The 18,427-nt window shown below is 60.0% G+C and carries 15 protein-coding genes and 6 tRNA genes; 8 read left to right on the forward strand and 13 right to left on the reverse strand.

Annotated features, from left to right (window positions below; genetic code table 11):
• Positions 1–54: 54 nt before the first annotated feature.
• Positions 55–2,298 (reverse strand): DNA internalization-related competence protein ComEC/Rec2, encoded by a 2,244-nt coding sequence (locus tag IHQ43_RS21405; protein ID WP_192562024.1) that lies wholly within the window; start codon positions 2,296–2,298, stop codon positions 55–57.
• Between the two features lie 136 nt (positions 2,299–2,434).
• Between IHQ43_RS21405 and IHQ43_RS21410 the strand changes: the two genes are divergently transcribed.
• Positions 2,435–2,953, forward strand: coding sequence for a DUF2062 domain-containing protein (locus IHQ43_RS21410; RefSeq protein ID WP_192562025.1), 519 nt, complete (start codon positions 2,435–2,437; stop codon positions 2,951–2,953).
• 54 nt (positions 2,954–3,007) lie between these two features.
• Here the strand turns inward: IHQ43_RS21410 and IHQ43_RS21415 are convergent, their stop codons facing one another.
• The 4 genes from IHQ43_RS21415 to IHQ43_RS21430 all read right to left on the reverse strand — a co-directional run bounded on the left by IHQ43_RS21415 (position 3,008) and on the right by IHQ43_RS21430 (position 6,176).
• Positions 3,008–3,787 (reverse strand): ABC transporter permease, encoded by a 780-nt coding sequence (locus IHQ43_RS21415; RefSeq protein ID WP_192562026.1) that lies wholly within the window; start codon positions 3,785–3,787, stop codon positions 3,008–3,010.
• Positions 3,784–4,716 (reverse strand): ABC transporter ATP-binding protein, encoded by a 933-nt coding sequence (locus IHQ43_RS21420; protein ID WP_192562027.1) that lies wholly within the window; start codon positions 4,714–4,716, stop codon positions 3,784–3,786. The genes IHQ43_RS21415 and IHQ43_RS21420 overlap by 4 nt, the downstream gene beginning before the upstream one ends.
• A 133-nt stretch (positions 4,717–4,849) precedes the next feature.
• The gene (locus IHQ43_RS21425) at positions 4,850–5,473 is read right to left on the reverse strand and encodes a glutathione S-transferase family protein (RefSeq protein WP_192562028.1); all 624 of its coding nucleotides are present in this window, start codon (positions 5,471–5,473) and stop codon (positions 4,850–4,852) included.
• A gap of 43 nt (positions 5,474–5,516) precedes the next feature.
• On the reverse strand, positions 5,517–6,176 hold the full coding sequence (locus IHQ43_RS21430) for a transglutaminase-like domain-containing protein (RefSeq protein ID WP_064598586.1): 660 nt from the start codon (positions 6,174–6,176) through the stop codon (positions 5,517–5,519).
• A 248-nt stretch (positions 6,177–6,424) separates the two neighbouring features.
• On the opposite strand from IHQ43_RS21430, the gene IHQ43_RS21435 reads away from it, so the two are divergent.
• A complete protein-coding gene (locus IHQ43_RS21435; protein WP_192562029.1) occupies positions 6,425–8,872 on the forward strand; it encodes an acyl-CoA dehydrogenase in 2,448 nt (815 codons plus the stop codon).
• A gap of 74 nt (positions 8,873–8,946) precedes the next feature.
• Positions 8,947–9,354: a PA2817 family protein gene (locus IHQ43_RS21440; protein ID WP_007950758.1), complete on the forward strand. Its 408-nt coding sequence runs from the start codon at positions 8,947–8,949 to the stop codon at positions 9,352–9,354.
• A gap of 55 nt (positions 9,355–9,409) precedes the next feature.
• Here the strand turns inward: IHQ43_RS21440 and IHQ43_RS21445 are convergent, their stop codons facing one another.
• Positions 9,410–10,405, reverse strand: a complete 996-nt coding sequence (locus tag IHQ43_RS21445) for a LysR family transcriptional regulator (RefSeq protein ID WP_192562030.1) — start codon at positions 10,403–10,405, stop codon at positions 9,410–9,412.
• 90 nt (positions 10,406–10,495) lie between these two features.
• Here IHQ43_RS21445 and IHQ43_RS21450 point away from each other — a divergent pair, with 90 nt between their 5' ends.
• From IHQ43_RS21450 to IHQ43_RS21465, 4 genes are all read left to right on the forward strand, one after another.
• Entirely contained in the window at positions 10,496–11,122 is a 627-nt protein-coding gene (locus tag IHQ43_RS21450) for an alanyl-tRNA editing protein (protein WP_192562031.1), read from the forward strand.
• Positions 11,123–11,212: 90 nt separating this feature from the next.
• Positions 11,213–11,983 (forward strand): 2OG-Fe(II) oxygenase, encoded by a 771-nt coding sequence (locus IHQ43_RS21455; RefSeq protein ID WP_007952184.1) that lies wholly within the window; start codon positions 11,213–11,215, stop codon positions 11,981–11,983.
• A gap of 1 nt (position 11,984) precedes the next feature.
• A complete protein-coding gene (locus IHQ43_RS21460) occupies positions 11,985–12,623 on the forward strand; it encodes a LysE family translocator (RefSeq protein ID WP_011335460.1) in 639 nt (212 codons plus the stop codon).
• A gap of 195 nt (positions 12,624–12,818) precedes the next feature.
• Complete coding sequence (locus tag IHQ43_RS21465; protein WP_192562032.1) at positions 12,819–14,558, forward strand: dipeptidase; 1,740 nt, start codon at positions 12,819–12,821, stop codon at positions 14,556–14,558.
• A 125-nt stretch (positions 14,559–14,683) separates the two neighbouring features.
• Here the strand turns inward: IHQ43_RS21465 and IHQ43_RS21470 are convergent.
• From IHQ43_RS21470 to IHQ43_RS21495, 6 genes are all read right to left on the reverse strand, one after another.
• Positions 14,684–14,759: transfer RNA gene (locus IHQ43_RS21470), tRNA-Gly, on the reverse strand.
• A gap of 2 nt (positions 14,760–14,761) precedes the next feature.
• Positions 14,762–14,837 (reverse strand) — tRNA-Glu (locus IHQ43_RS21475).
• Positions 14,838–14,895: 58 nt separating this feature from the next.
• Positions 14,896–14,971, reverse strand: a tRNA-Gly gene (locus IHQ43_RS21480).
• Positions 14,972–14,974: 3 nt separating this feature from the next.
• A tRNA-Glu gene (locus IHQ43_RS21485) sits at positions 14,975–15,050 on the reverse strand.
• Positions 15,051–15,154: 104 nt separating this feature from the next.
• Positions 15,155–15,230, reverse strand: a tRNA-Gly gene (locus IHQ43_RS21490).
• Positions 15,231–15,232: 2 nt separating this feature from the next.
• Positions 15,233–15,308: transfer RNA gene (locus IHQ43_RS21495), tRNA-Glu, on the reverse strand.
• A gap of 388 nt (positions 15,309–15,696) precedes the next feature.
• Between IHQ43_RS21495 and IHQ43_RS21500 the strand changes: the two genes are divergently transcribed.
• A complete protein-coding gene (locus tag IHQ43_RS21500; RefSeq protein ID WP_011335462.1) occupies positions 15,697–16,455 on the forward strand; it encodes a hypothetical protein in 759 nt (252 codons plus the stop codon).
• A gap of 558 nt (positions 16,456–17,013) precedes the next feature.
• On the opposite strand, the gene IHQ43_RS21505 is transcribed toward IHQ43_RS21500, so the two are convergent.
• Positions 17,014–18,315 (reverse strand): IS4 family transposase, encoded by a 1,302-nt coding sequence (locus tag IHQ43_RS21505; protein WP_192564953.1) that lies wholly within the window; start codon positions 18,313–18,315, stop codon positions 17,014–17,016.
• Positions 18,316–18,427 lie beyond the last annotated feature (112 nt).

Below are 18,427 nucleotides of genomic sequence, written 5' to 3' on the forward strand. Positions count from 1 at the left end.
CGCCACTTTACCATACCGGTTCGCGATAAAGACCCGTCGCTCCGACGACCGTGCTCAACGGTACCCCGCCCCCGGCAACGGCGGTTCCCGCCAGAACCGGCGTTGTTGACGCATCGACCGGGCCGGCTGAAACCGCCCCAGTTGCAGATGAATGGCACCCTGCTCGGCGCTGTCATGGATGTGCATTCCCTGCTTGCGATAACGGGCGATGACCGTCGGGTGCGGGTGACCGAATGAATTGCCCTGCCCTCGGGAAATCAGCACGGCCTGTGGCTGCAAAGCCTTGAGCAAGGCCATCGATGAGGAACTGCGGCTGCCATGGTGCGGCGCTTGCAGCCACTGGGTTTGAACTGCCAGCGCGCTGTTGAGCAGATCCCGTTCGGCGGCGCTGTCGATATCGCCGGTCAGCAGCAACCGTTCACCGTTGGCTTCGATTTGCAGGACGCAGGAGCGCTGGTTGCTGTCATGGGCGTCGGCCCACTGCCATAGACGAAAGCCCACGCCGTCCCACTGCCATTGCTGGCCGCTTTCACAGGCTTCGGCGTTCAGCGCTTCGGGCAGCCCAGGCGGATCGCCGCTGATGACCCGGCGGACCGGCAATCCCTTCGCCACGGCGAGTGCGCCACCCGCGTGATCGGCATCGGCATGGCTGAGCAGCATCAGATCGAGCCGTTCGATGCCCAGTTTATGCAAGGCTGGCAGCACCACTCGCTCGCCGAGGTCGAAGTCGCCGAAACGCGGGCCGCTGTCGTACAGCAAGGTGTGATGTCGGGTGCGGATCAGAATCGCCAGGCCCTGGCCGACATCCAGTTGCCAGACATCGGCCACGCCTTCGGCCAGGCGTTCCCGGGGCGGAAATGCCAGCACCAGCAGCAATGGCCAGCCCAATGGACGCAAGGGAACGCCTCGGGGCAGCAATAACAACAAGGCACCAAGACCTCCCAGCGCCCAGCCCCACCACTCCATCGTCGTCGGCACCCACGCTGGCCAACGCCCGGCAATCAAGGCCAGTGCCCTGAACAATCCCTCAATCAGTCCACCGGCCAACCACAGCAGCCCTTCACCGACATAAGGGATTGGCAGCAATAAAGTGCCCAACAACGCCGGCGGCAACACCGCAAAACTGATCCACGGCACCGCGAGCAGATTGGCCAGCGGCCCACTGAGACTGATCGGCAGGCTCAGCGTTACCAACACCGGGCACAATCCGATCGCGATCAGCCACTGCGCACGCGTCCAGGTCTGCCACCAACGCCACGGCCCCAGACGGCCGCCGAAGGTGAAGATCAACACAGCCACCGCGGCGAATGACAGCCACAACCCCGGACGCAGACTGGCCAGCGGATCCATCAACAGCACACCATTGAAGGCCAGCAGCAACGGCCACCACGCACCGAGATGGCGGAAACGCAATCGCCACAACAACACCAGCGCAACCATCACGCAGGCCCGCCGCACCGGCACGTCGAATCCGGCCAGCAGGCCGTAACCCAGCGCCGCCGCGATCGCCAGACCACATGCCCATGGCAGCCAGGGCCAACGCAGGGGCCAAAATCCGAATCGGGCCAACCCCGCGACCAGCGCGTACATCAGCGCCGCCAACAGCCCGATGTGCTGCCCCGAAATCACCAGCAGGTGCACGGTGCCGGTGTCCTGCAAGGTCTGCCAGTCCTCGCGACTGAGCCCCGAACCATCGCCGAGCACCAACGCAGCCAGAGCGCCGTTACGCCCCTGGGCATCCACCGCAAGCAGGCGCTGGCGAATACTGTCGCGCCAGGCCCACTGCGCCGGCGCCAGACGCTGGCCATCCTTCACCGTCCCGGTGGCACCGATGCGCTGCGCCAGCAGCCAGGCCTCGTAATCGAACGCATCCGGATTGAGCAGGCCACCAGGGCGCTTGAGCTTGACCGCCAGTCGCCAGCGTTCGCCGCTTTTGACCTCAGGCCCGGCATACCAGGCCAGACGCATCAGCGATGGCAGTTTCTCGTGACGCGAGCTGGCATCGGCCAGTTCGAAGCGCACGACGCCCTCGGCATTCTGCGCCAAGCCCACGACCCGCCCTTCCACCCAGCGCGTTTCGCCATCCAGCCGAGAAGGCAGTCGATCATTCAACGCCAGCTGCGCGCTGAATCCCGCCCATGCGAGTCCAAACAGCAAAAACGCCAGTGGATAGCTGCGAAACGGCAGCATCATCAGCGCCACCCACGGCAACACCAGCATTAACCCGACCGGCGGCAAGGCCGGCAAAAAAACCGGCGCCAGCAGACCGACTGCCAGCGCCATCATCCCTGTGCGCATAAGCCCGTCCTTGAGAGTCCCACCTTCAGGCATAGCCGCTGCGGGGCACGGGCGTCGTTATCAATTGTCACAAAGTCTGAATGGGCGGTTCGTAGAATCCAGACATACTTGCCGCCTTAACCGACCGAGAAGCCTTATGCCCCGGCGCTTATTCAAACGTTACATGCCCGACCCGACGAGCATCAGGGAACACAAATCCTTACGCTTTCTCGGCACGTTGCTGCATGACCCGAACCTCTGGCACCTCAACCGACACTCGGTGGCCCGCGCCATGGCCGTCGGTCTGTTCGCGGCGTTCCTGCCGATTCCCGCACAAATGCTGGTGGCCGCCGTCCTCGCGATCATGATGCGTGGCAACATGCCGATTGCCGTCAGCCTGGTCTGGCTGACCAATCCGATCACCATGCCGGCGGTGTTTTTCTGCACGTATCAGGCCGGGGCCTGGCTGATGGATGTGCCCGCCCGCACGCTCCCCGACGAATTGACCTGGGAATGGATCAGCGGCGAGCTCTCGACCTTGTGGCAACCGTTCCTGCTGGGCTCGGTGGTGGTTGGGCTGGCTCTCGGCGCCCTCGCCTATTGCCTGGTGATGATGTACTGGCGCTGGTGGGTGGCCCGCCAATGGGCCCGGCGCAAGAAAAGTCGCATGCGTTGAATGCAAAACGGCCTCCGCAGTGGGAGGCCGTTTTTTATTGCAGTATCGAAAGGATCAGGTGCGCATTCCGCGCCCGCTCACCAGCAGCCGCGCACAACCGAAATACAGCACCACCGTCGCCACCAGCATGAAAGTGATCGCGATACCGATACGGATATCCGACACACCAAGGATGCCGTATCGGAAGGCGTTGACCATGTGCAGCACCGGGTTGGCCAGCGACACGGTCTGCCAGAACGGCGGCAGCAAGGTGATCGAATAGAACACGCCACCGAGGTAGGTCAGCGGGGTCAGCACGAACGTCGGGATGATCGAGATGTCATCGAAGTTGCGCGCAAATACAGCGTTGATGAAACCCAACAGCGAGAAAATCGTCGCCGTCAGCACCACCACCAGAATGGTCACGCCCAGGTGATGCACCTGCAAATGGGTGAAGAACAGCGACAGAATGGTCACGATCACACCGACCATCAGCCCACGCAACACGCCGCCGATGGTGAAGCCGATCAGAATCGTGTGCGGCGACACCGGCGACACCATCAATTCTTCGATGGAGCGCTGGAACTTGCTGCCGAAGAAACTCGACACCACGTTGCCGTAGGAGTTGGTGATCACCGACATCATGATCAGACCCGGCACGATGTACTCCATATAGGTGAAGCCACCCATGTCGCCGATCTGCCGGCCGATCAGGTTACCGAAGATCACGAAGTACAACACCATGGTGATCGCCGGCGGCAGCAGGGTCTGCGGCCAGATCCGGGTGAAGCGTTTGACCTCGCGGTAAACGATGGTTTGAAGCGCGACGAGGTTAGGACGGAATTCGGAACTCATACCGCCACCTTCGACAGATTCTTCTCCACCAGAGACACGAACAACTCCTCGAGGCGATTGGTTTTATTGCGCAGGCTCAGCACTTCGATGTTCTGCAGGGCCAGTTGGCCGAACAGCGCGGTGATGCCCACGGACTTGTCGACCTGGACTTCCAGGGTATGGCCGTCCACGAGACGCGCCGGATAGCCCGCCAGTTGCGGCGCGGCACTCAAACCGTTCTTCAGATCCAGCAGGAAAGTCTCCACATGCAGTTGGCCGAGCAACTGACGCATGCTGGTGTTCTCGACGATGGTGCCGTGATCGATGATGCCGATATTGCGGCACAGCTGCTCAGCCTCTTCCAGGTAGTGAGTGGTGAGGATGATGGTGATGCCTTTCTGGTTCAGTTCGGTGAGGAACGTCCACATCGAACGGCGCAGCTCGATATCCACCCCGGCCGTCGGTTCGTCGAGGATCAGCAGACGCGGTTCGTGCACCAGTGCCCGGGCGATCATCAAGCGACGCTTCATGCCGCCGGACAGCGAACGCGACGGCACATCGCGCTTGTCCCACAGGCCGAGCTGGGTCAGGTATTGCTCGGCGCGTTCCTTGGCGACCTTCGCCGGGATGCCGTAGTAACCGGCCTGGGTCACGACGATGTCGAAAGTCTTTTCGAACTGGTTGAAGTTGAATTCCTGGGGCACCACGCCGATGGAGCGCTTGAGCGCCGCCGGGTTCTTGTCCAGGTCGTGGCCAAAGATATTCACCGTGCCGCTGGTCTTGTTGACCAGGGTCGAAAGAATGCCGATGGTCGTGGATTTGCCGGCGCCGTTGGGGCCGAGCAAGGCGAAGAAGTCACCTTCGGCGACGTCCAGATCGATACCACTCAAGGCCTGGAACCCGTTGCCGTAGGTTTTGGTTAGCTGCCGGATGGACAGAGCGGAACTCATATCGGATTTACGCACCCAGTGAAGAAAAAAGGACTGATAAAAGGCCGGCGGCGAGGAAGACAACCGCAGCGCTCGAGCGCAATGGTGCTTGCCGTCGCCGCACAAGTACAGTCAAGTGTGTCGATAGTAGGTATTAAGTCAACGCGGTCATGACCGCTTTCTGATACGCCGGACGCTGCTTCAACCGCGCGTACCAGGCTTCAAGATTCGGTTGTGGCGCGCGCTCGATCGGCATCTCGAACCAGGCATAAATGAAACTGCCAAGCGGGATATCGCCCATGCCGATTTCGTTTCCGGACAGATACGGCTGGTGCTTCAGTGCCTGATCGGCCATCGCCAGCAAGCCGTCACATTCCTTGATCGCCGCATGGATTGCCGGCCAGTCCTGCTTGTCTGCCGGGGTACGCAGAACGCCCCAGAACACCGTGCGAAACGGTCCTGCAAAACTGGAAGTCGTCCAGTCCATCCATTTGTCAGCGGTGGCGCGGGTCTGCGGATCCGCCGGATACCACGCAGTGTCGGCCGCATGTTTTGCCAGCAGGTAACGCACGATGGCATTGGATTCCCACAGTACGAAACCGTCGTCCTGAATCACCGGCACCCGCCCGTTCGGGTTCATCGCCCGGTACTCCGGCGTGTCGACCACACCAAACGCCCCACCGGCATCGATGGCCTCGTAAGCCAGCCCCAGCTCCTCGGCAGCCCACAACGGTTTTCTGACATTCGACGAATTCTTGCGACCCCAGATCTTCAGCATGACCGCCTCTTTTCCAGTAAATGGGCAGGCAGCATACGCCGGATCAGAGGCTGCCGACATCACCGCGCATGTCACTGGACAGTGGCTTCTGCTGATCGTTGAACAGGTGCGGATAACATTTCTGCAGATGTTCGAAGAAAAAAGATTCCGGTACATCGGCGAACTGGCCGTGATCGACCAGGTACTCCATCAGCAGCGCGCCATCGCTGTTGTACGGGTGGAAAACGCTGTCGTTCATGCCGTCGAATTCCAGCGGCGCAACGTTGAACATTTCACAGAGCTTCTGGTTGAACGCGGGTGTGGCTTTCACCCAGCGATCGTTGAGAAACAGCTCGGTATAACCATGCATGGCGAACACTTCGCTTCTCAGCAGTTCAAGCAGACGCGGCGTCGACAGATGATTTTTCACATCCGCCAGACCGATGCGTGCGGGGATCCCGCAATGGCGCGCGCAACCGGCGAGCAACGTGGCCTTGGGCACGCAATAACTTTCACCCGCCGCCAGCGCGTAGCTGCCGCGCAAGGTCTGCGGGTCGCGACTGAAGGTGTACATGTTGTAACGCACCGCCTCGCGCACGGCGTAATAAAGACTGATTGCCTGCGCGAGCGGATCGCGACTGGCACCACGGTGCTGCTCGGCGAACTCCACCACCGAGGGGTGGTCACTATCGATGAAGCGGCCGGGGCTCAGATACTCGTGCATGACGACGTTCTCCTGGTTGAGCCCCGAGTCTAGCGAGAGGTTCAGCACAGAGATAACGACGTTTCGGCCAAACATGCACGTAAAGACGCGCAAGCGGCGAACGATTTCCCACGCGTGTTGCCCACCGAAACTACAAAAGACATCCGGGGTTTCCCACGATTTCAATCACCTTGCTCTGACCGCCCCGTTTTGCAGATGCCGTCTAAGCTCTGGTGGGTCGGTTCGCCCTGGTTCACGGAGGATTAAATATGCTGTTGTTGTGGATACTGGTTCTGATCGTCGGCGTGGCGTATCTGGCCCACCGGCGCATCGCCCCGCTGCCGGCACTGGGCATTGTTGCCGCTTACTTGTTGGCGATGGGGATTTTCAGCCACGCACCGGGCTGGTTGCTGCTGATTTTCTGGGTCGTGCTGGCCCTGGTGGCCACCCCGCTGCTATTGCCTGACCTGCGCCGCAAACACTTCACCGCGCCGCTGTTCAACTGGTTCCAGAAAACCCTCCCGCCGATGTCGCAGACCGAACGCGACGCGATCGACGCCGGCACGGTGTGGTGGGACGGCGAACTGTTCAGTGGTCGTCCGGACTGGGACAAACTGCTGTCCTATCCCAAGGCACAACTGAGCGAAGAAGAACAGGCGTTCATCGACGGCCCGACCGAAGAGCTCTGCGCCATGGTCACTGACTGGCAGATCGGCCAGTCGATGGATTTGCCGCCCGAAGCCTGGACCCACATCAAGGAACACGGCTTCTTCGCCCTGATCATTCCCAAGGAGTTCGGCGGCAAGGGATTCTCCGCCTACGCCCACTCCCAGGTGGCAATGAAACTGGCGACCCGCAGCGGCGACCTCGCCTCCACCGTGATGGTACCCAACTCCCTCGGCCCGGCCGAACTGCTGCTGCATTACGGCACCGACGAACAACGCAATCATTACCTGCCACGGCTGGCCCGGGGCGACGACATTCCGTGCTTTGCGCTGACCGGCCCGCTCGCTGGTTCAGACGCGGGAGCGATGCCCGACACCGGGATCATCTGCAAGGGCGAATGGGAAGGCCAGGAAACCCTCGGCCTGCGCCTGAACTGGGAAAAACGCTACATCACCCTCGGCCCGGTCGCGACCTTGCTCGGCCTGGCCTTCAAGGCCTATGACCCGGATCACCTGCTCGGCGACAAGGAAGACCTGGGCATCAGCCTCGCGCTGATCCCGACCGATACTCCCGGCGTGGAAATCGGTCGCCGCCACCTGCCGCTGGGCGCTGCGTTCATGAACGGCCCGAACTCCGGCAAGGACGTATTCATCCCGCTGGACTTCCTCATCGGCGGCCAGGACATGCTCGGCAAAGGCTGGATGATGCTGATGAACTGCCTGTCGGTCGGGCGTTCGATCTCGCTGCCGGCAGTGGGCACCGGCGCAGCCAAGTTCACCAGCCTGGTGACCGGGCAATACGCGCAGATTCGCGAGCAGTTCAACGTGCCGCTGTCAGCATTCGAAGGCATTCAGGAAGCCATGGCGCGGATCGGCGGCAACGCGTGGATGATGGACGCCGCGCGGATGCTGACCGCCAACGCGGTGGATCTGGGCGAGAAACCTTCGGTGCTGTCGGCGATCCTCAAATATCACCTCACCGAACGCGGTCGCGAGTGCATCAGCCACGCCATGGATGTACACGGCGGCAAGGCGATCATCATGGGCCCGAACAACTACCTGGGCCGCAGCTGGAACGGCGCGCCGATCTTCATCACCGTGGAAGGCGCGAACATTCTTTCGCGCAACCTGATGATCTTCGGTCAGGGCGCAATCCGCTGCCATCCGTTCGTCCTCAAGGAAATGGCCCTCGCCGGACGCGAGGACAAGGATCAGGCGCTCAAGGAATTCGATGGCCTGCTGCTCAAGCACATCGGGTTTGCCGTGAGCAACGCCGCCAGCACGCTGGTGCTCAACCTTGGCTTCGGCCATTTCGAACATGCGCCGGGAGACAAACTCAGCCAGGGTTATTTCCGCGCGCTCAACCGTCAGGCTGCCGCGTTTGCCATGCTCGCCGACCTGAGCATGATGTTGCTCGGTGGCGAGCTGAAACGCCGCGAACGTCTGTCGGCGCGTCTGGGTGATGTGCTGAGCAACCTGTATCTGGCGTCGGCGGCGCTCAAGCGTTATCACGACCTCGATTCGCCGGCCTACATGGAACCGCTGTTCAGATGGGCCATGGAAGAAAGCCTCGGCCAGTCGGAAAAAGCGCTGGACGAGCTGCTGACCAATTTCCCGAACCGGGTCTTCGGTTGCCTGCTGCGAGTGATCGTGTTCCCGTTCGGTCGCCGTCACAAAGGCCCGTCGGACAGGCTCGGCGCCGAAGTGGCGGGCGTCATCGGCCGGGCCAAGGGCGATCCGGCGCTGGAAGAACTGCTTGCCGGCTGCTATCGCCCGCAATCGGCCGACGATGCGGTCGGTGCGCTGCAACACGCCTGCGATCAACTGAACGCTGCGCAACCGCTGCACAAAAAACTGCACACGTCGCTCAAGAGCGGTCAGGTCAAACCGGTCGCAGGCGAACACGCCATTGATGCGGCGCTGGAAGCCGGGGTGTTGCAAGCCGTGGAGGCCCAGACCCTGCGTGATGCCGAAGCGGCGCGGCGCAAGGTGATCGATGTCGATGATTTCGACAAGGAGCAACTGAAACCGGCGGACGGCAAGATCCGCTGATCCCTTCAATCAGTGAAAAACGGGCGCAGGGGCTTTATACTCCCGCGCCCGTTTTGCTCTTGAGGACTTATCTCGTGTCCAACGTCGTTGCCGATCATCTGGTTTTGCTCGACCACCTGCGCAGTATCCTGGTCGCCGTAGGTGAGGCCGATCAGGTTCCCGAAGAAAGCCATGCCCTGTTCCTGGAGCGTTTCGACGAACTGCTGGCGTCACTGCCGATCGAGCCGATCGAAAGCCAATACCTGGGCCAGGACATCCTGACTCAAGTGATTACCCGTTACCCGCAAATTGCCCACCTGATCCCGCGGGATCTGCTGTGGTTCTTCGCCGGCGACTGTCTGCACTACCTGTCCGATGAAGAAATCGACATGTATCAGGCGCTGGAAGAACGCCGCTACGAAGCCGAACAGAACGACGAACCGTTCGACTGGAACCAGGAAAAGCAGCTGCTGGCGATGTCCGCCCAGGACAGCAAGCACTGATTTTCGCCCGATAAAAAAGGCCCGCATGGCGATTCATGCGGGCCTTTTTTATCTGTTACAGCAGCCCTTCACTCTCGGGCAATTCGTACTCGGCCAACGGTTTTGAACCGCCCGACTTTCCCGGCTTGCTCAGGGTCGGCTCTTTCTCCAGGCACTTCACCAGATAGTCGATGAACACCCGCAACTTAGGCGGCAGATAGCGCGTCGGCGAGTGCAGCAACCACAATCCGCCGTGGTACGACGCCAGGAACGTCCAGTCCGGCAGCACCTGCACAATCAGCCCCTGCTCCAGGGCATAACGCGCGGTGAAATACGGCAGGCTGCCGATTCCGATGTGTTGCAACACCGCGCCCAGACGCACGCCGGTGTGATTGGCAGCATATCGGCCGCGCACTCCGACGGTGACAGCTTTCGTGCCTTTCTTGAACTTCCAGCGCGCATCACTCGGGGTTTCGCCCAGGTAAATGCAGCTGTGGTTGAGCAAGTCGTGGGGATGAGTCGGCGTCCCGTGTTCAGCCAGGTATTGCGGTGTCGCGCAGAGCAAATGGTCGATGGTCAACAGTTGTCGCCCCACCAGTCCGGCCGGTGGACGATCCGTGATGCGAATGGCCAGGTCGACATGATCGTCGATCAAGTCTACCTGTCGGTCTTCCAGCAACAGCTCCACATCGACCTTCGGATAGCGCCGCAGAAACTCCGGCATATGCGGATGAATCACGAAACGCCCCACCGCTTTCGGCACGCTGACCCGTACCAGACCTTCGGCTTCGTGGGTGAACTGGCCGCTGATCTCCATCACCGACTTCGCTGCGCTGACCATTTCCTGGCAGCGCTTGAACACCTCTTCCCCGCCGTCGCTCAAACGCAGTTTGCGCGTGGTGCGCTGCAGCAACCGCGTGGCCAGCGCCTTCTCCAAACGGGAAATACTGCGGCTGACCGCCGACGGCGACGAGCCCAATTGGCGAGCGGCTTCGGAGAAGCTGCCGGTCTCGACGACCTTGACGAAAATCGCCATTTCCCCGAGCAGCGGCAGTGGAAGATTTATGCTCACAGCGCAACAGTCCTTTGATGTTTGAACGGATTATCACGTTATTGCACGATTCATATAATTAAAAAAGAAACTTTAATAAGGGCATGGAATATGACGCTTCGCCTCTTTTTCCATAGTGATGACCTCAAGGCCAATGTGGAAGTCCTCGACTGCACGCCCCACGAGAACGAATTCGCCGTTGTGTTGCGCGCCACACTTTTTCACCCCCAGGGCGGTGGCCAACCCTGTGATACCGGCTGGATTGGCGACAGCAAGGTAGTGCGCGTCATCCAGGAACCGGACCGGATCATTCATTTCGTCGATCAACCGGTGCCACTGGGCATGACCCAGATTCGCGTCGACGAAGAACGCCGCCGCTTCAACACCCGCATGCACTCCGCCGGGCATCTGATCGGCCACTTTGTCCAGGCCATGGGCTGGATGCCGATCAAGGCACACCACTGGCCGGACGAAGGCCGGGTTCAATTCAAGCCCGGAGATTCGGCCCAGGAAGTCGATGTGCAAACTGTTCAATACGGCATCGGGCAGTGGATCGAACACGATCTGCCCCGCCTGACGTCCCTGCGCGAAGGCGCGCGGGAAATCGGTTTCGGTGAACTGCCGGCCTATGGCTGCGGTGGCACCCATGTACGCAGCCTGAAGGATCTGGGCACAGTCACGATCGCGTCCCTTTCGCAGAAGAAAGGCACGTTGTCCGTCCACTACAGCGTGGATTGAGGATTTCGGGCGCTGCCAGACGCAGCGTCCGACGCCGGGGGAACCGCGTTCGCCGGTTCCGTTGACTATTCGATAGATGGACCTGAAACCATGATGCTTGACGTCGAGCGTCTCGATGAGACGTGCATAAAAAAACTGGCCAACGAAGAAGTCCTCGCCATCCGTGTCAAAGGCTTTTTGCCCCAGGCGCAGGCGATCCAGATTGGCGACAAGATCCTCGCCCCCGGCTTCGAGGGTTACATCAACGCGCCCAGCATCGGCCGCATCGGCATGGCGTTCTACGAGGCGGAAAATCAGCCGCTGCTGATCGAAGACTACTTCGAGCGCGCCACCAGCAACATCGCCGAACTGCGTAACCGCTGCGCGCCCTACTCCTCCCCGGTCGACACCTTGCGCTGCATGCTCGACGAATCCTGGCCCGCAGGCGCCCATCTGGAAAACCTCTACGGTCGCAAGATGTACGTCGGGCTGTCCCGAGTGGTTAAACCGGGCGTGTGTTTCCTGGCCCACCACGACATCTTCGCCAAGGACGCCCCGGAGAGTTTCCAGGCCCGAAGCCTGGAGGCGCAGTTCGCCTGCAACGTGTACCTCAACATGCCCACCGAAGGCGGCGCATTGCAGATGTGGGAAGACGACATCTCCCCGGACCGCTTCGATGAAATGCGCGGCGACAGTTACGGCATCGACCCGGCACTCCTCGGCCCGCCCGCCCTCGAAGTACGCCCCGAACCGGGGGATTTCATCATGTTCAATTCGCGTCGCATGCACTCGGTGACGCCGGGCGTGGCAGATCCGCGCTTGAGCCTTTCGTTTTTTGTCGGCTATCGCGGCAATGCATCACCCCTGACTTTCTGGAGCTGACATGACATCGAATTACCTGGGCGAGTTTCTGGCGCTGGCCACCATCCACTTTCTGGCCGTGGTGGCTCCCGGGCCGGACTTCGCCGTGACCATCCGCCAGAGTGTGCGTTTCGGCCGTTTGGTTGGCATCTGCACGGCATTGGGCATCGGCGCGGGAATCTCCGTGCACGTGCTGTACACCCTGCTGGGCGTCGGCGCCTTGATGCACACCACGCCCTGGCTGCTGACCGTCGCCAAAGTGGTCGGCGGCGCTTACATTCTTTATCTGGGCGTCAGCCTGATCCGCAGCAAACCGAAGACGACAATGGAAGGCGAAAAAACCAGCGACGAACCGCTGGTCGAGCAATCGCTGTTCAAAGCGTTCTCCACCGGTTTCCTGACCAACGCCACCAACCCCAAGGCCACGCTGTTTTTCCTGGCGATCTTCACCACGATCATCAGCGCCAGCACACCGCTGCAAATCCAGGCCCTGTACGGATTGTGGATGTGCGGGGTGAATGCGTTGTGGTTCGTGATCGTCGCGCTGTTCTTTTCCAGCAGCAAAGTGCGCGTGCTGTTCATGCGCATGGGGCACTGGTTCGAGCGCAGCATGGGGGTGATTCTGATCCTGTTTGCCGGGCGTCTGGTGTTGTCGATGTAAGCACGTAGATCGGAGAAGCCCGGCCCAGACAGATTGGGCGGGCTTTTTCGATTCTGCGCCGCTTTTGCATTTCTGTGCGACGCGTCCCACTTCGGGGGCTCCCCTAGCACGCTCGTGTGGTGTTAGTTTGCGAGACCGTCTGACGCATCGGTCAGACAACTCCTTCTCACTGCCTGCAAAGGAATGCCCTTAGCAATGGACTTTTCACTCAAGCAACTGGCCGCGTCGACACTGATTCTGGCCAGCCTTTCGTCCGTGACACTGCCAGCCCAAGCCAATATTACCGAGCAACAGAGCGCGACCATCCTCAAGACATTCAATGAGGCAAAGGTCAGTGATTTCAGAGCGTTTCTGGGTGATCTGGCCAAGAACGACCTGAGCAAGACCGACGATCTGCGTCCAGCCATCAGTGCCTTCCTCGACAACAAGACGCTGACCGCCGAACAACAGAACGAAATCCATCGCCTGCTCGGTATCTACACCCGCGTCAAGTACGGCAAGGCCGCTCTGGAAACCCTGCGTGAACTGGTGGAAATCCCGACCTTCCGCAAGGACGGTGTCGATCAGCACGAAAACCCTGAATTCATCAAGATCGCTGCCAAGATCAAGGATCTGGCTGAGTCTTTCGGCCTGAACTACCGCAACATCGACAACCGCGTCTACGAAATATCCCTCGACGGCAGCGGCAAGGATGTCGTCGGCATTCATGCTCACGCCGACGTGGTGCCGGTAACGCCGGAGAACTGGGTGCTGAAGGACGGCACCAAACTTGATCCGTTCAAGGTCACGCTGATCGGCGACCGCATGTACGGCCGCGGCACCGAGGACGACAAGAACGGCATTGTCGTGACGCTGTACGCCATGAAGGTCATCAAGGAAGAAAAGCTGCCCCTGGCGCGCAATTTCAAACTGCTGGTGGACACTACCGAAGAAACCACCGGCGACGCGATTCCCTACTACTTCGAACGCAACCCGACGCCGGAATACAACCTGGCACTGGATGGCGGCTACCCGGTTGTGATTGCCGAGAAAGGCTACGGCACCGTCATGGCCAAGTTCGCCAAGCGCAAAGCCGAGGGCAAAGGCGCAGAAATCATCTCGATGACCGGTGGCCTGGCGACCAACCAGATTCCATCGGTTTCGGTCGTCACGCTGGTGACTGACAAACCCGCCGACCTGGCTGCCAGTCTGCAAAAGGCCGGTACTGAATATGCCAAGCACAATGGCGGCGATTTCGAAGTGAACGCCAAGGTCGATGGCAAAGACGTCAAACTCACCGTCACTGGCGTTTCCGCACATTCGTCCGAGCCAGAATCCGGCGTCAACCCGGTCGCCCGCATGCTCGACTTCATCCACAGCGTGGACGGCAAGATCGCCTTCAAGCACAACCACATCACCGACGCAGCGCACTATGCCGCCGACAACTGGGGTCTTGATTACAAGGGCGGCAAGCTGGGCGTCGGTTTCGCCGATGACTTCATGGGCCCGCTGACCACGTCCCTGACCTACGTCGGCATGGACGACAAAACCTTCAAGCTCGCGGTCAACCTGCGCGTGCCGAAGGGCAAGTCGCCGGAAGTGCTCAAGAGCGAAATCGCCGACAAACTGGCAGCCTGGAGCAAGAAAAGCCATGTAGCGGTGAACTTCGACTATTCGATCGCCGAGCCGATGTACCGCAACCCTGAAGGGGAATGGGTCAAAGCGCTGCTGGCCGTGGCCACCGAAAACCTGGGCATGAAACACGAGTTCGGCACCTCGGCCGGCGCCACCTCGGTGCATGAACTGCCGAACGGTGTGCAATTCGGCCTGGCGCGACCGGAGGTCAAGTACACCGGTCATACTGACGGCGAGTTCAAGACCGTTGACCAGTTCCTGCTGGATCTGCAGATCGTCACCGAAATGATGGGGCGGATCGGGCAGTTGCCGAAGCTTTGATCGCGTATCGGGCCTGCCACATTGGTAGGCCCACAAAAAAGGACCTCGCGGTCCTTTTTTATTGCGCGACAAAAAAACGCACAAACAAAAACGCCGCTCATCACTGAGCGGCGTTTTTTTGAATTTGGAGCGGGAAACGAGACTCGAACTCGCGACCCCGACCTTGGCAAGGTCGTGCTCTACCAACTGAGCTATTCCCGCAATGGCGTCCCCTAGGGGACTCGAACCCCTGTTACCGCCGTGAAAGGGCGGTGTCCTAGGCCACTAGACGAAGGGGACAGGCTACAACTTTCACTAATAAAAACGCCGCTCTTTGCAAAGCGGCGCTTTTTGAATTTGGAGCGGGAAACGAGACTCGAACTCGCGACCCCGACCTTGGCAAGGTCGTGCTCTACCAACTGAGCTATTCCCGCAAATGGCGTCCCCTAGGGGACTCGAACCCCTGTTACCGCCGTGAAAGGGCGGTGTCCTAGGCCACTAGACGAAGGGGACACGCTACCCGGAACACATGGTGTGTGTTTCGGTGTCCAGATCCGTCTCCGAAGATCGGGTTCTGGTTTCACTCAGCACCGCCCTGAAGCGTTGCTGTTTAAAATTGGAGCGGGAAACGAGACTCGAACTCGCGACCCCGACCTTGGCAAGGTCGTGCTCTACCAACTGAGCTATTCCCGCATTGGCGTCCCCTAGGGGACTCGAACCCCTGTTACCGCCGTGAAAGGGCGGTGTCCTAGGCCACTAGACGAAGGGGACACACTACAACATTCACTCCCTGCCGCGTTTCGCTGTGTGCTTTACGCTGCAAGTGGCGCGCATTCTATGGATGGATTGAAAGGTCGTCAACCCCCAGATATAAATTTATTTAAATCAATGACTTCGACCTGCTTTACGCGCCGTTTCCGGCTTTTGCATCGCCCGACGATTGACGCCTATATTCCGACACTCGCCAAGGCGCTATAGTCCACGGCACAGGTGATGGCAATCTGTACCCCAAGGGCCAGCATTTATATAAGCCGGTTCCTGGCCGATACAGATTCAGCTTCGCCGATCCAAACCCGTCGAGCGGCGCTAGGCTCCTCTATGCCAAGCCACTACACTCGCACGCGAACCCTATAAAGAGGTCTTACCGGTGACACCACTCATGATCACCCTGCTAGTCATAGCCGGGATCGCAATCTTGATCGCCATTGGCTACATGAACCATGTGGTGGAAAACACCAAACTGGAGAAGGCCCGCACCAAGGTCGAACTCAACGACCGCCTGCGCCGTTGCGGCGAACTGACCGAAACCTTCCCCGGCCAGTTCATGACCCCGGCCCTCAAGCTGCTGCTGACCCGCCTTGAGCTGAACGTCTGCCAGCGCCTGCTGAACCTGGAAAAGACCAGCGCCACCACCAAGGCCCGCATCACTGAACTGAGCGCCCTCGTCGCCCAGGGCGAATCGATCCCGGTCAACAACCCGCCGGCCCCGATCCAGACCGAAGCCAAGGCCAAAGACGTCCGCTTCCTCCTCGAAGCCCTCCATGGCCAGATCACCCGTGCCGCCCAGGACGGCTTCCTGCCACCGAACGAAGCCAAACACTGGATCCGCGAAGTACGCCACATCCTCGTACTGCTGCACATCGAGTTCTTCAACAACCTCGGCCAGCACGCCCTCCAGCAAAACCAGCCAGGCCAGGCCCGCCTCGCCTTCGAACGCGGCGTGCAATACCTGCGCAAACAGCAGGACCCGCAAATCTACGCCGAACAACTCCAATACCTGGAAAAACTCCTGGCCCGCGCCAACGCCCAGGTCATGGACAAAATCGCCCCGGTCGAAGGCGAAGAAAACCAACTGACTGCTGGGCTCAAGGATGTTGAGGCGGATGCAGACTGGAAGAAGAAAGTGATTTACGACTGAGTGCAGACGTTGAGAGAAGCCACCGAGAGGTGGCTTTTTTATTGCCCGCGAGAAAGATCAAAATCAAAAGCGCCCTCACCCCAGCCCTCCCGAAACGTCGGACCGCCCGTAGGGAGAGAGAGCCGACCGAGTTGATCGGGAGAGGTACGCCGACATGAAAGACCGAGTCGCACTCGGGTCTTGAAACGCATGCAACTCAACTCACGCTGCTGCACCTGCTGCACCTGCTGCACATTCTTCTGCTTCTTCTGCTCTTGCTTCTGCTTTGGCTTCCCACCACTCAACACAATGAGCGTTAGCTCGAGTACCGCTCTTGACGTGCCGGCCCCATCGGAAGGCTGAGTGGAGGGATTCATCCGGGGGTGGGAGCGCAGCGACCGTGCGGCGCAGCCGCATGCATCGAGAGGAGGTGCAGCGAAGCAAACCGTAGGCGATGCCCCCGGATGAATCCCGTAACGAAGGAACCTCGAGCCTCAGCGAGAGGCCGAACGCAGGGGCCAAGCCTTTTGGTTCCTTTTTGGCGTCTGAAAAAGGGACTCGCCGTAAGGGCCATCCCTTTCAAGGTCTTTTCGTTTTGGCGGCCTTGATTACCCGGTCCGTTGAAACATGCGCATGCACCGCAGCGCCTTGCACCCATGTTTTGGGTTTGGGCACCTTGGGGCCCCGGGGACTTTTGGCAACTTGTTTTGGCTGGATGTTTCTGGCCAGTTCCAACAAGCGCTGGGCCAGTTTTTCCAGAGGTACGACGGGAAAGCATTCCGAGGGCAGCGCAATTTGCAGACCTTCATAGCCACTGCGGACCTGAACCGCCAAGTGATAGGTTGAGGCTTCCCAGCCCTCAGGCTGGGAAGCCTGATGGGCTTGCTCGACGCTTCGCTTGAGTACGGCCAGGACGTTGTAGGCCAAAACCGCAGTAGCAAACCCGAGCAGGGCAGCCTTTGGGCTACCAAGGGTTTCGATTTCACTTTCCAGGATTGCTTCCAGTCGCTGGAACATGCCTTCAATGCTCCAGCGGCGGCGATAGAGTTCCGCGATCTGCTGCGCGCTGACGCTGTCAGGCAGATTGCTCCAGAACATCAAGCTGCTGTCACCCGAGTCCGTTGGCGAGTGAAGCGTCAGTTCGACACGCCGACACTGGTAACCGCCTCTGACCTGAATAATCTGCTCACGCACAGTGCCCGTACTCACAGGCACTGGTTCTTGCCACTGCCCCTCCTGAATCAAGCGTGGATGCTTGGCTTGCTGGCGAATGACAAAGGAGGTTTTGACCTGTTCGCAAGCCTCCATAACCGGGAGCGTGCAATAGAGTCGATCAGCCAGCCACACTTGGCCCGACTCGGCATCGGCCAAGAGAGGCAACACGCAGACACGCTCGCTTGCGTAAGCATCCTCACACGCCTGCAGGTCGATGACCTGATCCAGGTCGGGATCGTAGACAACCACCGAAAAACCGGGCCGAGCGGCGCCTCGCTCGTGGCGTAAAGCCCCGAGTCGTTTCTCAGTGGATGCCAAGTGATTACCGTCCACCACCCGAACCTGCCAACCCGGCAGCATCGCCGTGCAACCCAACTCCCTGATCGTTGGAGCCAGGCGCTGTGCACAGCCCGTGACCAGGGCGCGCAACAGAGCTGGCTCGGTACGACTGATCTTGTCGTAGAGGGCCGCCAGGCTGACAGGAAGATCTTCCAGTTGCCGCGCCGCAGCGTGCAGGGATGGCTTCAAGCCCAATGAAACAAGGGACATCAGCTTGATGATGGTCGAGAACAGTAGCTCACGAGAATACTGCCGTTGCCGATGCTCTTCGAAGACCTGATCGACCCACTCAGGGGCAATAGCTTGCTCCAGCGCCAATTTGGCCATAACGCTGGCAGGTGCTTTTTTCTCGAAACGCGCTAAAACATCGGCCCACATCGTTCGGGTATCCCTGATAGAAACTTCAGGGGATTTTACCTAAGACCTTGAAAGGGATGGC

Source organism: Pseudomonas gozinkensis (genome assembly GCF_014863585.1).
GTDB classification, from domain to species: Bacteria; Pseudomonadota; Gammaproteobacteria; order Pseudomonadales; family Pseudomonadaceae; genus Aquipseudomonas; species Aquipseudomonas gozinkensis.

Coding starts and splice junctions, on each gene's coding strand:
- IHQ43_RS21415 (WP_192562026.1), bottom strand. CDS start 3,787: ATGAGTTCCGAATTCCGTCCTAACCTCGTCGCGCTTCAAACCATCGTT.
- IHQ43_RS21450 (WP_192562031.1), top strand. CDS start 10,496: ATGACGCTTCGCCTCTTTTTCCATAGTGATGACCTCAAGGCCAATGTG.
- IHQ43_RS21425 (WP_192562028.1), bottom strand. CDS start 5,473: ATGCTGAAGATCTGGGGTCGCAAGAATTCGTCGAATGTCAGAAAACCG.
- IHQ43_RS21435 (WP_192562029.1), top strand. CDS start 6,425: ATGCTGTTGTTGTGGATACTGGTTCTGATCGTCGGCGTGGCGTATCTG.
- IHQ43_RS21410 (WP_192562025.1), top strand. CDS start 2,435: ATGCCCCGGCGCTTATTCAAACGTTACATGCCCGACCCGACGAGCATC.
- IHQ43_RS21455 (WP_007952184.1), top strand. CDS start 11,213: ATGATGCTTGACGTCGAGCGTCTCGATGAGACGTGCATAAAAAAACTG.
- IHQ43_RS21465 (WP_192562032.1), top strand. CDS start 12,819: ATGGACTTTTCACTCAAGCAACTGGCCGCGTCGACACTGATTCTGGCC.
- IHQ43_RS21430 (WP_064598586.1), bottom strand. CDS start 6,176: ATGCACGAGTATCTGAGCCCCGGCCGCTTCATCGATAGTGACCACCCC.
- IHQ43_RS21460 (WP_011335460.1), top strand. CDS start 11,985: ATGACATCGAATTACCTGGGCGAGTTTCTGGCGCTGGCCACCATCCAC.
- IHQ43_RS21505 (WP_192564953.1), bottom strand. CDS start 18,315: ATGGCCAAATTGGCGCTGGAGCAAGCTATTGCCCCTGAGTGGGTCGAT.
- IHQ43_RS21420 (WP_192562027.1), bottom strand. CDS start 4,716: ATGAGTTCCGCTCTGTCCATCCGGCAGCTAACCAAAACCTACGGCAAC.
- IHQ43_RS21405 (WP_192562024.1), bottom strand. CDS start 2,298: ATGCGCACAGGGATGATGGCGCTGGCAGTCGGTCTGCTGGCGCCGGTT.
- IHQ43_RS21500 (WP_011335462.1), top strand. CDS start 15,697: ATGATCACCCTGCTAGTCATAGCCGGGATCGCAATCTTGATCGCCATT.